This window comes from Micromonospora echinospora (assembly GCF_014203425.1).
Taxonomy (GTDB): Bacteria; Actinomycetota; Actinomycetes; order Mycobacteriales; family Micromonosporaceae; genus Micromonospora; species Micromonospora echinospora_A.
In genome coordinates this window covers 5,520,120-5,533,981 of sequence record NZ_JACHJC010000001.1, presented here as the reverse complement: position 1 = coordinate 5,533,981, position 13,862 = coordinate 5,520,120, and the positions used below count along the sequence as shown (strand labels likewise).

12 protein-coding genes are annotated in these 13,862 nt (G+C 71.5%); 11 read left to right on the top strand and 1 reads right to left on the bottom strand.

Annotation, left to right across the window (positions count from 1 at the left end; genetic code table 11):
• Positions 1-47 precede the first annotated feature (47 nt).
• Entirely contained in the window at positions 48-1,013 is a 966-nt protein-coding gene (locus tag FHU28_RS24675; RefSeq protein ID WP_184686798.1) for a COX15/CtaA family protein, read from the bottom strand.
• A 97-nt stretch (positions 1,014-1,110) separates the two neighbouring features.
• On the opposite strand from FHU28_RS24675, the gene FHU28_RS24670 reads away from it, so the two are divergent.
• The 11 genes from FHU28_RS24670 to FHU28_RS24620 all read left to right on the top strand — a co-directional run bounded on the left by FHU28_RS24670 (position 1,111) and on the right by FHU28_RS24620 (position 13,704).
• The gene (locus FHU28_RS24670) at positions 1,111-1,887 is read left to right on the top strand and encodes a helix-turn-helix transcriptional regulator (RefSeq protein ID WP_184686797.1); all 777 of its coding nucleotides are present in this window, start codon (positions 1,111-1,113) and stop codon (positions 1,885-1,887) included.
• Positions 1,884-3,314, top strand: a complete 1,431-nt coding sequence (gene sufB, locus FHU28_RS24665) for a Fe-S cluster assembly protein SufB (protein ID WP_184686796.1) — start codon at positions 1,884-1,886, stop codon at positions 3,312-3,314. Before FHU28_RS24670 ends, sufB begins: the two co-directional genes overlap by 4 nt.
• A 60-nt stretch (positions 3,315-3,374) precedes the next feature.
• A complete protein-coding gene (gene sufD, locus FHU28_RS24660; protein ID WP_184686795.1) occupies positions 3,375-4,517 on the top strand; it encodes a Fe-S cluster assembly protein SufD in 1,143 nt (380 codons plus the stop codon).
• Positions 4,517-4,861, top strand: a complete 345-nt coding sequence (locus FHU28_RS24655) for a non-heme iron oxygenase ferredoxin subunit (protein ID WP_013475890.1) — start codon at positions 4,517-4,519, stop codon at positions 4,859-4,861. Before sufD ends, FHU28_RS24655 begins: the two co-directional genes overlap by 1 nt.
• Positions 4,861-5,634 carry a Fe-S cluster assembly ATPase SufC gene (gene sufC, locus FHU28_RS24650; RefSeq protein ID WP_184686794.1) on the top strand — a complete coding sequence of 258 codons (774 nt, stop codon included), beginning with the start codon at positions 4,861-4,863 and terminating at the stop codon, positions 5,632-5,634. Before FHU28_RS24655 ends, sufC begins: the two co-directional genes overlap by 1 nt.
• 8 nt (positions 5,635-5,642) lie before the next feature.
• Entirely contained in the window at positions 5,643-6,947 is a 1,305-nt protein-coding gene (locus FHU28_RS24645) for a cysteine desulfurase (protein WP_184686793.1), read from the top strand.
• Positions 6,947-7,420: a Fe-S cluster assembly sulfur transfer protein SufU gene (sufU, locus tag FHU28_RS24640; RefSeq protein WP_184689874.1), complete on the top strand. Its 474-nt coding sequence runs from the start codon at positions 6,947-6,949 to the stop codon at positions 7,418-7,420. Before FHU28_RS24645 ends, sufU begins: the two co-directional genes overlap by 1 nt.
• The gene (locus tag FHU28_RS24635) at positions 7,417-7,872 is read left to right on the top strand and encodes a metal-sulfur cluster assembly factor (RefSeq protein WP_376700825.1); all 456 of its coding nucleotides are present in this window, start codon (positions 7,417-7,419) and stop codon (positions 7,870-7,872) included. Before sufU ends, FHU28_RS24635 begins: the two co-directional genes overlap by 4 nt.
• A gap of 582 nt (positions 7,873-8,454) precedes the next feature.
• A complete protein-coding gene (locus FHU28_RS24630) occupies positions 8,455-9,081 on the top strand; it encodes a LysE family transporter (protein ID WP_184686792.1) in 627 nt (208 codons plus the stop codon).
• Positions 9,082-9,287: 206 nt separating this feature from the next.
• The gene (locus FHU28_RS24625) at positions 9,288-12,980 is read left to right on the top strand and encodes a reprolysin-like metallopeptidase (protein WP_260413093.1); all 3,693 of its coding nucleotides are present in this window, start codon (positions 9,288-9,290) and stop codon (positions 12,978-12,980) included.
• Between the two features lie 85 nt (positions 12,981-13,065).
• On the top strand, positions 13,066-13,704 hold the full coding sequence (locus tag FHU28_RS24620; RefSeq protein ID WP_184686791.1) for an acVLRF1 family peptidyl-tRNA hydrolase: 639 nt from the start codon (positions 13,066-13,068) through the stop codon (positions 13,702-13,704).
• The last annotated feature ends 158 nt before the right edge of the window (positions 13,705-13,862 follow it).

Here is a 13,862-nt window from a genome sequence, read left to right as displayed (position 1 = left end):
CGTGACCCGGACCGCTTTCCCATTCCCGTCGTGCGATAACGCCCCGCTCAGGCGGCGCCGGCGCCCACCGGCTCGGCGACCGGCTCGGCCGGGGCCGGCGGGACGGCCGGCAGCCGCTCCCGCGTCGCGAAGAGAACGCCGAGCGTGGCCAGCAGCACCAGGCAGGAGCCGAGCATGTGCGCGCCGACGAGCACGGCGGGCAGGTGGGTGAAGTACTGCACGAAGCCGATCACGCCCTGGCCCAGCTCGACCGCGATCAGCACCGCGGCGGCCCGCGCCGCCCGCGCCGCGCCGACTGCCCGGAACGCGAAGTACAGCGCCACCGAGAGGCCGATCAGCAGGAAGACGCCGTCGGCGTGCACCTGCGAGATCTGCGTCGGGTCCAGGCCGTTGCGGGCGGCGCCGTGGTCGCCGGCGTGCGGGCCGCTGCCGGTCACCCAGGTGCCGACCACCAGCACCGACGCGCTCACCGCCGTGGTGATCCAGGCGAGGGTACGCAGCGGCGCCGGCACTGTCGGGGTCACCGGCCCGTCCGGCTCCCCGAGGCGCCGCCAGAGCGCGTACGCGGCGGCGATCACGGCCATGGAGGCGAGGAAGTGCAGCCCGACCACCCACGGGTTGAGGTTGGTCAGCACCGTGATGCCGCCGAGGACCGCCTGGGCCGGGATGCCGAACAGCACGCCCACTGCCAGCGGCAGCGTCCCGCGGCGGCGGGGGCGGTGGGCCAGCACGGCCAGCACGACGGCGAGTGCGATGATCCCCACCGCGAAGGTGAGCAGCCGGTTGCCGAACTCGATCACCCCGTGCACGCCCATCTCGGCGGTCGTGGTGTAGGAGTCGTCGGTGCACCGGGGCCAGGTGGGGCAGCCGAGGCCGGACGCGGTGAGCCGGACGGCCCCGCCGGTGACCACGATCGCGACGTTCGCGATGATCGAGGCGAGCGCGAGGCGGCGCAGCAGCGTGGACGAGACCGGGAACCGGACGGAACGCTTCACGGAGCGAATCCTACGCACCGTAGTTGATCCCGATCGGGTGACTCCGCCACCCCGGTGGTCGGAATCACCGGACCCGGGTTTGCGGGCCCCGGGCGAATTACGTAACGTTGCCGTTGTGAAAAACGCGGCGGCGCTGTCCCGGGCGTCGGTGACCAGTGCGGTCACCGACGGTTCGCGGTCGCGTCGTGACGTCCGGCCCGTCGAGCGGGAGTCCGCTCCGGCCGACCTGTCGACCCGCGACCGGGTCACCCAGCTCCTGCTGGAGCGCGGCGCGACCACCGCCGCGCAGCTCGGCTCGGCGCTCGGCCTCAGCCCGGCCGCGATCCGCCGGCACCTCGACGCCATGCTCGCCGACGGCGACGTGGTCGCCCGCGACCAGGCCGTGCGCGGCAGCCGGGGGCGGGGCCGGCCGGCCAAGGTCTTCGCGCTCACCGAGGCGGCCCGGGGCCGCTGCGGCACCCACCACTACGACAACATGGCCACCGCCGCGCTGCGGTGGATCGCCCGCACCGGCGGCCCCGAGGCGGTCGCGGCGTTCGCGACCGAGCAGGTCTCCGCGCTGGAGACCCGCTGCCGGGCGGCCATGGAGGACGCGGGAGACGCGCCGCTCGCGCGGGCCGAGGCGCTCGCCGGGGCGCTCACCGCCGAGGGTTACGCTGCCAACGCGTCCACGATCGCCTCGGGCGGCCAGCTCTGCCAGCACCACTGCCCGGTGGCGCACGTGGCAGCCGAGTTCCCTCAGCTGTGCGAGGCCGAGACCGAGGTCATCTCCCGTCTGGTCGGCACCCACGTACAGCGCCTGGCCACCATCGCGCACGGCGACGGCGTGTGCACCACGCACATTCCCGCCCAGTCCGGTTCCACCGTCACCACTGTGAGGACAGATAAATGACCGAGCAGATCGTTCAGCCCCTGACCCAGGAGGAGCAGCTCGCCGCCCTCGGTCGTTACGAGTACGGCTGGGCCGACCCCGACGTCGCCGGGGCGGCCGCTCAGCGCGGCCTCAGCGAGGCGGTGGTGCGGGACATCTCGGCCAAGAAGAACGAGCCGGCCTGGATGCTCGACCTGCGGCTCAAGGGCCTGCGGCTGTTCGGCCGCAAGCCGATGCCGAACTGGGGCGCCGACCTCACCGGGATCGACTTCGACAACATCAAGTACTTCGTCCGGTCCACCGAGAAGCAGGCCACCTCCTGGGAGGACCTGCCCGAGGACATCAAGAACACCTACGACAAGCTCGGCATCCCGGAGGCGGAGAAGCAGCGCCTGGTCGCCGGTGTCGCGGCGCAGTACGAGTCCGAGGTGGTCTACCACCAGATCCGTGAGGACCTGGAGGAGCAGGGCGTCGTCTTCCTGGACACCGACACCGCGCTCAAGGAGCACGAGGACCTGTTCAAGGAGTACTTCGGCACGGTCATCCCGGTCGGCGACAACAAGTTCGCCGCGCTGAACACCTCCGTCTGGTCCGGTGGCTCGTTCATCTACGTGCCGAAGGGCGTGCGCGTGGACATCCCGCTGCAGGCCTACTTCCGGATCAACACGGAGAACATGGGCCAGTTCGAGCGGACGCTGATCATCGTCGACGAGGGCGCGTACGTGCACTACGTCGAGGGCTGCACCGCGCCCATCTACTCCTCCGACTCGCTGCACAGCGCGGTCGTGGAGATCATCGTCAAGAAGAACGCCCGGTGCCGCTACACGACCATCCAGAACTGGTCGAACAACGTCTACAACCTGGTCACCAAGCGCGCCGTGTGCCACGAGGGCGCGACCATGGAGTGGGTCGACGGCAACATCGGCTCCAAGGTCACCATGAAGTACCCGGCGGTCTACATGACCGGCGAGCACGCCAAGGGCGAGGTGCTCTCGGTGGCCATGGCCGGCGAGGGTCAGCACCAGGACGCCGGCGCCAAGATGGTGCACGCCGCGCCGCACACCTCCTCGACCATCGTGTCGAAGTCGATCGCCCGGGGCGGCGGCCGCACCTCGTACCGCGGTCTGGTCCAGGTGCTGGAGGGCTCGACCAGCAGCAAGAGCACCGTCAAGTGCGACGCGCTCCTGGTCGACACGATCTCCCGCTCCGACACCTACCCGTACGTCGACATCCGTGAGGACGACGTGTCGATGGGGCACGAGGCGACCGTCTCCAAGGTCAGCGAGGACCAGCTCTTCTACCTGATGAGCCGGGGTCTGAGCGAGGACGAGGCGATGGCGATGATCGTGCGCGGCTTCATCGAGCCGATCGCCAAGGAGCTTCCGATGGAGTACGCGCTGGAGCTCAACCGCCTGATCGAGCTGCAGATGGAGGGTGCGGTCGGCTGACGCCGGCCGTCCGCCCTCCGCCTCACCTGACACCTCGTCGCAGAACAGACCAAGGAAGAGATGACTACCCAGGCTTCCGCGCCGCCCACGACCAAGTCGCAGGCGCTCCGCTCGTACGACGTCGCCGACTTCCCGGCCCTGACCGGCCTGGAGGAGGAGTGGCGCTTCACCCCGCTCAAGCGCCTGCGCGGCCTCGCCGCGGCGGCGCAGGGCGCGACCGGTGCGGTCCGGCACGAGTACGGCGACCTGCCCGAGGGCGTCACCGTCGACCGGATCGGCCGGGACGACCCCCGGGTGGGCAGCGTGCTCACCCCGTTCGACCGGGTCAGCGCGCTCGCGTACGGCGGGGCCGACGGCGCGCTGCTGGTGCGGATCGCCCGCGACGCGGTGGTGGAGCAGCCGGTGCGCCTGCGGGTGGTCGGCGAGAACGCCGAGGCGCTCGCCTTCGGCCACACGTTCGTCGAGGTGGACCGGTTCGCCGAGGCCACAGTGGTGATCGAGCACGTCGGCTCGGCCACGCTCGCCGACAACGTCGAGGTGTCGGTGGGTGACGGGGCGAAGCTGACCCTGGTCACCGTCGCCGACTGGGCCGACGACGCGGTGCAGGCGCAGCACCTCAAGGTGCGGCTGGGCCGCGACGCCCGGATCGTGCACGTGCAGGTCAGCCTCGGCGGCGACCTGGTCCGGCAGTACACGTCGGTGGAGTACACCCAGCGCGGCGGCGAGGCCGAGCTGTACGGCGTCTACTTCGCCGACTCCGGCCAGCACCTGGAGCACCGCCAGCTGGTCGACCACACCGTGCCGGACTGCCGCAGCAACGTCGGCTACCGGGGCGCGCTGCAGGGCGACGACGCGCACACGGTCTGGGTCGGCGACGTGCTGATCCGCGCCGAGGCCACCGGCACCGACACGTACGAGATCAACCGGAACCTGCTGCTCACCGACGGCGCGCGGGCCGACTCCGTACCCAACCTGGAGATCGAGACCGGCGAGATCGCCGGCGCCGGGCACGCCAGCGCGACCGGCCGGTTCGACGACGAGCAGCTGTTCTACCTGATGGCCCGGGGCATCCCGGAGGGCGAGGCGCGGCGCCTGGTGGTGCGCGGCTTCTTCGCCGAGCTGATCAACAAGATCCCGGTCGAGGACCTGCGCGAGCGCCTGGGCGACGCCATCGAGGCCCGGCTGGCGAAGGCCGGCGCCTGATGCTCAAGATCTGCTCCACCGAGGACGTGCCGAAGGGCACCGCGATCAGCGCCGACGTGGACGGCGTGCAGGTCGCGATCGTGCACGGCGAGGACGACGTGTTCTACGCCGTGCACGACGAGTGCTCGCACGCCGCCGTGGCGCTGTCCGAGGGCGAGGTCGAGGGCTGCACGCTGGAATGCTGGCTGCACGGATCCCGTTTCGACCTGCGTACCGGTGAGCCCACCGGCCTGCCCGCGACCGAACCCGTACCCGTCTATCCCGTCGAAGTCCGTGACGGCGACATCTACCTTTCCGTGGACGGCGACGGCCGTCCGCTGCCGAGCAATGGAGTGACCCGCTGATGAGCACCCTGGAGATCCGCGACCTGAAGGTGTCGGTCAAGCTGCCCGAGGGTGAGCTCAAGCCGATCCTGCACGGGGTCGACCTGACCGTGCGCTCCGGCGAGACCCACGCGATCATGGGCCCGAACGGCTCCGGCAAGTCGACGCTGGCGTACTCGATCGCCGGCCACCCGAAGTACGAGATCACCGGCGGCGAGGTGACCCTCGACGGCGAGGACGTGCTGTCCATGTCCGTCGATGAGCGCGCCCGCGCCGGCCTCTTCCTGGCCATGCAGTACCCGGTCGAGGTCCCCGGCGTGTCGGTGGCCAACTTCCTGCGTACCGCCAAGACCGCCATCGACGGCGAGGCGCCGAAGCTGCGCACCTGGGCCGGCGAGCTGCGCGGCGCCATGGAGAAGCTCCAGATGGACCCGGCGTTCGCCCAGCGCAACGTCAACGAGGGCTTCTCCGGCGGCGAGAAGAAGCGGCACGAGATCGTGCAGCTGGAGCTGATCAAGCCGAAGATCGCGATCCTCGACGAGACCGACTCCGGCCTGGACGTGGACGCGCTGCGCGTGGTCAGCGAGGGCGTGAACCGGGTGCGCGACACCGGTGACACCGGCCTGCTGCTGATCACCCACTACACCCGCATCCTGCGCTACATCAAGCCCGACTTCGTGCACGTCTTCGTGGCCGGCCGGATCGTCGAGCAGGGCGGCCGGGAGCTGGCCGACAAGCTCGAGGAAGAGGGCTACGAGCGGTACCTCGCCGGAGCCGGCGCGGCGCGGGCCTGAGACTCGACATGACCTCGATGGCCATCCCGGCGGGCATGCCGCAGTACGACGACGTGCCGCGCTTCGACGTGGCGAAGGTGCGGGCCGACTTCCCGATCCTCGACCGGGAGGTGAACGGCCACCCGCTGGTCTACCTGGACAGCGCCAACACCTCGCACAAGCCGCGGCAGGTGCTCGACGTGCTCACCGAGCACTACGCGCTGCACAACGCCAACGTGTCGCGCTCGGTGCACACGCTGGGCACCGAGGCCACCGAGGCGTACGAGGGCGCGCGGGCGAAGATCGCCGCGTTCATCAACGCGCCGAGCGTCGACGAGGTGGTGTTCACAAAGAACTCCACCGAGGCGATCAACCTCGTGGCGTACGCGTTCTCCAACGCCTCGCTGCGCGCGGACGGCGACCCGCGGTTCCGGCTGGGCCCCGGCGACGAGATCGTGATCTCCGAGATGGAGCACCACTCGAACATCGTCCCGTGGCAGCTGCTCGCGGAGCGCACCGGCGCGACGCTGCGCTGGTTCCCGGTCACCGACCAGGGCCGGCTCGACGAGTCCGGCCTGGACGACCTGGTCACCGAGCGGACGAAGATCGTCTCGCTGGTGCACATGTCGAACATCCTCGGCACCGTCAACGCGACCTCGCGGATCACCGCGCGGGTCCGTGAGGTCGGCGCGCTGCTGCTGCTCGACTGCTCGCAGTCGGTGCCGCACCTGCCGATGGACGTGGTCGACTACGACGCCGACTTCATCGTCTTCACCGGGCACAAGATGTGCGGCCCGACCGGCATCGGTGTGCTCTGGGGCCGGGGCGAGCTGCTCGCCGCGATGCCCCCGGTGATGGGCGGCGGCTCGATGATCGAGACGGTGACCATGGCGGGCTCGACGTTCGCCGCGCCGCCGGCCCGGTTCGAGGCGGGCACCCCGCCGATCGCCGAGGCGGTCGCGCTCGGCGCGGCGGTGGACTACCTCACCGCGATCGGCATGCCTGCCATCCAGTGGCACGAGAAGGAGCTGACGGCGTACGCGCTGGACGCCCTCGCCACCGTGCCCGGCCTGCGGATCTTCGGTCCGACCGTGCCGGTGGGCCGGGGCGGGACGATCTCCTTCGCGCTCGGTGACGTGCACCCGCACGACGTCGGGCAGGTGCTCGACTCGCTCGGCGTGCAGGTGCGGGTGGGCCACCACTGCGCCCGGCCGGTGTGCACCCGGTTCGGGGTGGCGGCCACGACGCGGGCGTCGTTCTACCTCTACACCACCACCGCGGAGATCGACGCCCTGGTGGCGGGTCTGGAACAGGTGCGGAAGGTGTTCGAGTGATGCAACTCGACCAGCTCTACCAGGAGATCATCCTGGATCACTACAAGCACCCGCACGGCCGCGGCCTGCGGGAGTCGGCGGACCCGACGGCCCGGGTCGGCGAGGCGCACCACGTCAACCCGACCTGCGGCGACGAGATCACCGTGCGGGTGGCGACCGACGGCACGGTGTTCACCGACATCTCGTACGACGGAATGGGCTGTTCGATCAGCCAGGCGTCGGCGAGCATCCTGCACGAACTGCTGCGCGGCCGGGCCGCGAGCGACGCCGCCGTGGTGCACGAGGCGTTCGTGCAGTTGATGTCCGGACGGGGCCAGGTCACGCCGGACGAGGACGTGCTCGGTGACGGGGTGGCGTTCGCGGGTGTCGCGCGCTACCCGGCCCGGGTCAAGTGCGCGCTGTTGTCGTGGATGGCGTTCAAGGACGCCGCGGCACGCGCCGGGGTGGGCGTGAGCCCGGAGGTGAAGGCATGAGCGACGAGACCAACATGACCTCGGAGACCGGCGCGGTGGCGACCGACGGCACGGTTGCCGGTGGCGCGGCCGTCAACGGGACTGTTGCTGACGGCGCGGCCGCGGGTGCGGCGGCGTCGGCCGGCGGCAAGGCCGCGGTTGGCGACATCGAAGAGGCGATGAAGGACGTCGTCGACCCCGAGCTGGGCATCAACGTGGTCGACCTGGGCCTGGTGTACGGCGTCCACGTCGACGACGACAACATCGCCACCCTGGACATGACGCTGACCTCGGCGGCCTGCCCGCTGACCGACGTGATCGAGGACCAGGCCCGGCAGGCGCTGACCACCGGTCCCGGCGGCGGCCTCGTGAACGACATCCGGATCAACTGGGTCTGGCTGCCGCCGTGGGGCCCCGACAAGATCACCGACGAGGGGCGCGACCAGCTCCGCTCGCTCGGCTTCAACGTCTGACAGTTCTCCCGGTCCCGCCACGGGCGCGGCACCCCTCAGGGGTGCCGCGCCCGCAGCGTCCTGCTGCCCCCGGGAGATCTTGGAAGGAGACGGCCCCTCGGAGCCCCTCGGAGGGCCACTTCCTTCCAAGATCTCTCCGCCTCCCTCATGCCGAGACGCGGCTCCCTCATTCTGGGAAAGCCGTCACATGTTCGCATGATCGGCACCATTACGCCGAAGTGGCGTGGTCGGAGTGGCGCTGATGCCGCCACATCGGCGTAATGGTGTCGATCAAGGTGGGATGACTGCACCGTCACTGGCGGCGGGGCCAGAAAACAGCTAGATCTCGTGCCAAGATCCCCAGCCCAGCCCAGCCCAGCCCAGCCCAGCCCAGCCCAGCCCAGCCCAGCCCAGCCCAGCCCAGCCCAGCCCGGGCGCGGGCGCGGGCGCGGGCGCGGGAAAAGTGGTCGCGGGGTGGGGGAGCGGAGTGCAGGATGAGCGGGTGATCGAGGCGTACCCGAAGCAGGCTCCTGTCCGTGCGGCCACCGCCGCGCGTCGACAGCGCGCCCTGCCGCCGGCCGCCTCGCCCCACCTCCCGTCGTTGTGAGCGGGGCGTTCCTGGCCGGCCTGGTCGCCGGCTACGGCGTCGCCATTCCGGTCGGCGCGATCGCGATCCTCATTCTCGGGCTCAGCGCCCGTACCTCGTTCCGGGTCGGTGCGGCGGCGGCGCTCGGCGTGGCCACCGCCGACGGTCTCTACGCTGCCGTGGCGGCGCTGGGCGGGGCCGCGGTGGCGAGCGGCCTCGCGCCGTTCGCGGGTCCGCTGCGGTTGATCGCCGCGGGCGTGCTGCTGGCCCTCGCCGGCCTCACCGCCTGGCGCGCGCTGCGCCCGCCGGCCACCACGCAACAGCCGAGCGCGCGGGGTGGGCTGGACACGCCGGTGCGGGCGTTCGCCGCGGTTCTCGCGCTGACCCTGCTCAACCCGGCCACAGTGGTCTACTTCGTGGCGCTCGTCCTCGGCCGGGGCGACGTGCTCGGATCCGCCCCGCTTCGCGCGGCCGCCTTCACCGCCGGGGTGTTCCTCGCCTCGGCCAGCTGGCAGTTGCTGATCGCCGGGGGCGGCTCGCTGATTGGCCGGGCCCTCACCGGTCCCCGTGGGCGGCGGGTCACCGCGCTGCTGTCCAGCGTCATCATCGCCGCCCTCGCGGTCGCCACAGTGCTCGGTGTCTGACTCGTCTCGGCGTTGTGAAGCGCGGATCCCGCGAGCCGGGGACGACCCGAAGCACCGTCGAGGTGGAACCGCATCGTCTTTGCGGGTGATGTTCGGGCTCGCGAGTGGTCCTAGGGTCACGGAACAATCCGTGGACCATCGACGTGCATTCCGGTCATCCCCGCCGGTCGTCCGTCGGTCCACACTCGACCCGGCAGGGAGAAGACTTGAGGATCACCCTGTGGCGTACGCCGCGCGACCGGCAACCCGCCCGGCGCGGACGAACCGCTGCCCTCCTCGTCGCCGCGCTGGCCGCGGCGACGCTTCCCGTTCTCGCGGCGCCCGCGCCCGCCTCCGCCGCACCCGGCGTCCACGGACCGTGGCAGAAGGTGGACGGCAAGCCGGCGGCCACGAAGGCGGGCCGCAAGGCCGCCGTCAAGGCCAAGCGGCTGGCCGCGTACAAGCTGGACCGCGGCACCATGAAGGGCCTGCTGGACAAGGCGCCGGCCGAGAAGCGCGTGGCGGTGGCCCGGGTGCCGAAGCAGGTGGTGTCGCTGCCCGCTCCGGACGGCACGCTCCAGCGCTTCGAGCTGGTCGACTCGCCGGTCATGGAGGCCGGCCTGGCCGCCAGGTATCCGGAGATCACCACGTACGCCGGCAAGGGCCTTGACGACCCGACCGCGACCATCCGCGCGGACCTCACCCCGCTCGGGTTCCACGCCTCGGTCCGTTCGGCGAAGGGCAACTGGTACATCGACCCGTACTACCAGCGCGACCAGAGCCTGTACGCGAGCTACTTCGCCCGCGACCTGGAGCACCCCGAGGGCGAGTTCGTCGAGCGTGAGGACGTCACGCAGGAGGCGCACGCCCTGGCCGAGGAGATCGCCGAGGCGGAGGTCCCGGCCGGGCCGCTGGTGAAGCTGCGCACCTACCGGGTGGCGCTGGTGACCGACCCGTCGTACGCCACCTACTTCGGCGCGGAGAACGTCACGGCCGCGAAGGTGACGCTGATGAACCGGGTCACGCAGATCTACGAGGACGAGACCGCGATCCGGCTCGTGCTGATCAACGACACCGACAAGACCAACCTGAACACGCCGGCCCTGGCGACCGAGCCGAACGGCCCGTGCGGCGCGGCGGCCTGCTTCACGCCGGCGCAGCTCACCTCCTGCGGCAGCGGCACGCTCAGCCGTAACCGGATCGTGCTCGGCCAGCTGGTCGGCGCGAGCAACTACGACGTGGGCCACATCGGCCTGGGCGTCAACGGCGGCGGCGTGGCCAGCCTCGGCGTGATCGGCGGCAACGGCAAGGCGCAGGGCTGCACCGGCCTGCCGACACCGGTCGGCGACTTCTACGCGGTCGACTACGTCTCGCACGAGATGGGTCACCAGTTCGCCGGCAACCACACCTTCAACGGCACGCAGTACAACTGCTCGGGCGGCAACCGCAGCGCGGCCAACTCGTACGAGCCGGGCAGCGGTTCGTCGATCATGGCGTACGCGGGCATCTGCCAGCAGGACAACCTCCAGCCGCACAGCGACCCGTACTGGTCGCACCGTAGCTACACCGAGATCACCAACTACGTCACGTCGAACCGACCGGCGATCAACGAGGTGCAGAACGTCTCGCTGTACGGGTTCGACGCCGACGGCGACTCGTTCACCGTCCGCTACGCGGGCAACGACTCGGCGCCGATCGTGCGGGGCGTCAACTACACCACCGCCGGCATCAAGGCCGCCATCGAGGGCATTGCCGGCTGGCCGGCCGGCGCGACGGTCACCGTGGCCGCCTTCGGCGGCAGCGGCACGCTCAACGACAACGGCTTCCAGGTGACCTTCGGCGGCACGCTCGCCACCACCAACGTGGCGTCGCTGGAGCTGACCGACGTCTCCGGCGCCTCCGGTTTCGTCGGCGAGACGGCCAAGGGCGGCGCCATCGACAACGGCGGCTGGCTGGTCGAGGAGACCACCAACCACGCCCCGGTGGTCACCGTGCCGGAGACCGTCACCATCCCGGTGCGTACGCCGTTCGCGCTGACCGGCAGCGCCACCGACGCCGACGGCGACACTGTCACGTACCTGTGGGAGCAGAACGACAGGGGCGCCACGACCGGCACCGCGTTGACGAACAACACGAAGGTCAACGGCCCGCTGTTCCGGGTGTTCGGCGAGGCGGCGATCGTGTCGCCGACCGACACGCTGAAGTACTACTCGCCGGGTCTGAACGCGGTCACCACCGATTCGACCCGGGTCTTCCCGGACATGCGGCAGATCCTGGCCGGCAACACCAACGCGGCCACCGGCGCCTGCCCGTCGCCCCCGGCGCCGCCGGCCACCGGTGGCGCCTCGAACGTGCCGGTCGAGCTGGTCGACTGCTATTCCGAGTTCCTGCCCACCCGCGACTGGGTCGGCATCGCGGGCGACCGGACCCTGCACTTCAAGCTCACCGCCCGGGACGGGCGGCTGGGTGGCGGCGGCATCGGCAGCGGCGACGTCGCCGTGGTGCTGGCACCGGACGCGGGTCCGTTCCTGGTGACCTCGCAGGGCGCCGCCGCCGTCGTGGACGGTGGCTCGGCCCAGACCGTGACGTGGGACGTGGCCGGCACCGACGCGGCGCCGGTGAACGCCGCGCAGGTGAAGATCTCGCTGTCCGCCGACGGCGGGCTGACCTTCCCGTACGTGCTGGCGGAGCAGACCGCCAACACCGGCTCGGCGACGGTGACGCTGCCGAACGTGGCGACCGAGAAGGCCCGGATCAAGATCGAGGCGGTTGGCAACGTCTTCTTCGACGTCAACGACGCCGACTTCACCGTCCGGTCCGCCCCGGCCGTCACCAGCACCGCCCCGGACGGCGTACGCGTGCAGTACAGCGACGCGCTCTCGCCTGCTGTCACGGTCACCGCCACCGACGGCGACACCGCCGGCGCGGACCTGACCGCTGCGGCCACCGGGCTGCCCGCCGGCCTGTCCCTGGCCGTCACGAGCACCTCGGCGACCGACGCGCGGCCGGGCTCGCGTACCTGGACGGTCGCCGGCACCACGACGGCGGCCCCGGGTGACTACCCGGTCACGGTGACCGTCGCCGACGGCTCGGGCCTGACCGGCAGCACCTCGTTCACGATCACGGTCGCCGCCGAGGACGCGGCGGTGAGCTGGGCCGGTGACACGCTGGTGAACACCGCCACCAGCGGCGCCTCCGGCAAGGCCCTGCTGCGGGCCGTGATCCGGGACAGCTCGGTGCTGCCCGGAGCGACAGACACCACCGCGGGCGACATCCGGACCGCCACCGTCACCTTCACCTCGGGTGGCGCGACGCTCTGCACCGGTGTGCTCGACCTGCTCGGCACGGCGACCACGAGCGCCTCCGCGGCGTGCACGGCCACCCTGCCGAAGGGCACGCACACCGTCACCGCGACTGTGGGCGGCAACTACACGGGCAGCACCACCGCCCAGGTGACAGTCGCCGTTTCCGACGGCGGGTTCCTCACCGGCGGCGGTCACCTCACCGCCACCCGCTCGGCGGGCACCTACCCGGCCGACGTGAACTCCACAGTCGAGGTGGAGCTGAACGCGAAGCCGGGCAAGGCGAACAAGCCCGCCACGGGCAAGGCCGAGATCGAGTTCCGCTCCGGCGGGAAGTCGTACACGATCAAGGCTGACACCGTCGACGCGCTCGGCGTCACCTCTGCGGGCAAGGCCGCCCAGGTGCGCTACCAGGCCGCCCTCTACGACAGCAAGGGCAAGCTGGTGGCCTCCGGCCTGACCCTCGCCGTGACGGTGACCGACCGGGGCGCCCCCGGTAGGAACGACACCGTCGGGGTCACCCTGTGGAAGGGCGGCTCGCTGCTCTTCTCGTCCGACTGGACGGGCGGCGGCACCGCCGAGGTCACGCTGAAGGGCGGCAACCTCACCGTCCACTGATCCACGCGGTAGACGCGGGAGGGCGCCGGTCACGGTGTCCTCCCGCGTTGCGTTCCCGGGTCCGGCGATGGCGTACCGTCGGGCCATGAGCAGCCGACCCGCCGCCGGCGGCGGCCGGTGGGTCGAGGTCGACCCCGGCCGCGTCACCCGCTGGGTCGAGGGCTTCACCGACCGGCACGGCCCGCCGGCGACGACCGTCCAGGAGTACGGGCTGCTGCTCACCGCCCCGGACGACGCCACCGCCGAGCTGCACACCCCGCCCGGCGCGAGCGCGTCGGCGGACGTACCCGGATTCGTCGCTTCTGCCACGGCGGCCCGCCGGATCGGTCTGCTCCTGGCCCGCAAGGGCGCCGTCGCGGTCGGTATCGCCGACGGCGCCGACCTGGTGGTCTCCAAGGTGGACACCCGGTACGTGCAGGGCCGTACCGCGGCGGGCGGCTGGTCCCAGCAGCGGTTCGCCCGGCGGCGCGACAACCAGGCGAAGGCGGCGCTGGGTGACGCGGCCGAGCTGGCCGTACGCCTGCTGCTGCCGGAGGCGGGCACGCTGACGACGCTGGCGTGCGGCGGCGACCGGCGCGCGGTGGACACGGTGCTGGCCGACCGGCGGCTGGCCCCGCTGGCGGCGCTGCGCGCGCCGCGCCTGCTCGACGTGCCGGAGCCCCGGCACGCCGTCCTGGTGGCCGCCGTCGCCGCCGCCCGGGCGGTCCACATCCTGGTCCGCTGAACAGGAAAGATCACCTCAAGACGGCTCAATCCCGCTCCTCGATGGTGCATCGAATCGACTCGATGCCTATCGTCGGTGTCACGAAGCCGGGTCTCCGGGCGACCCGCAGGGCAGCTTCGCCTCCGCCATCACGCGCCGACATCGTTGGGAGAGAACAA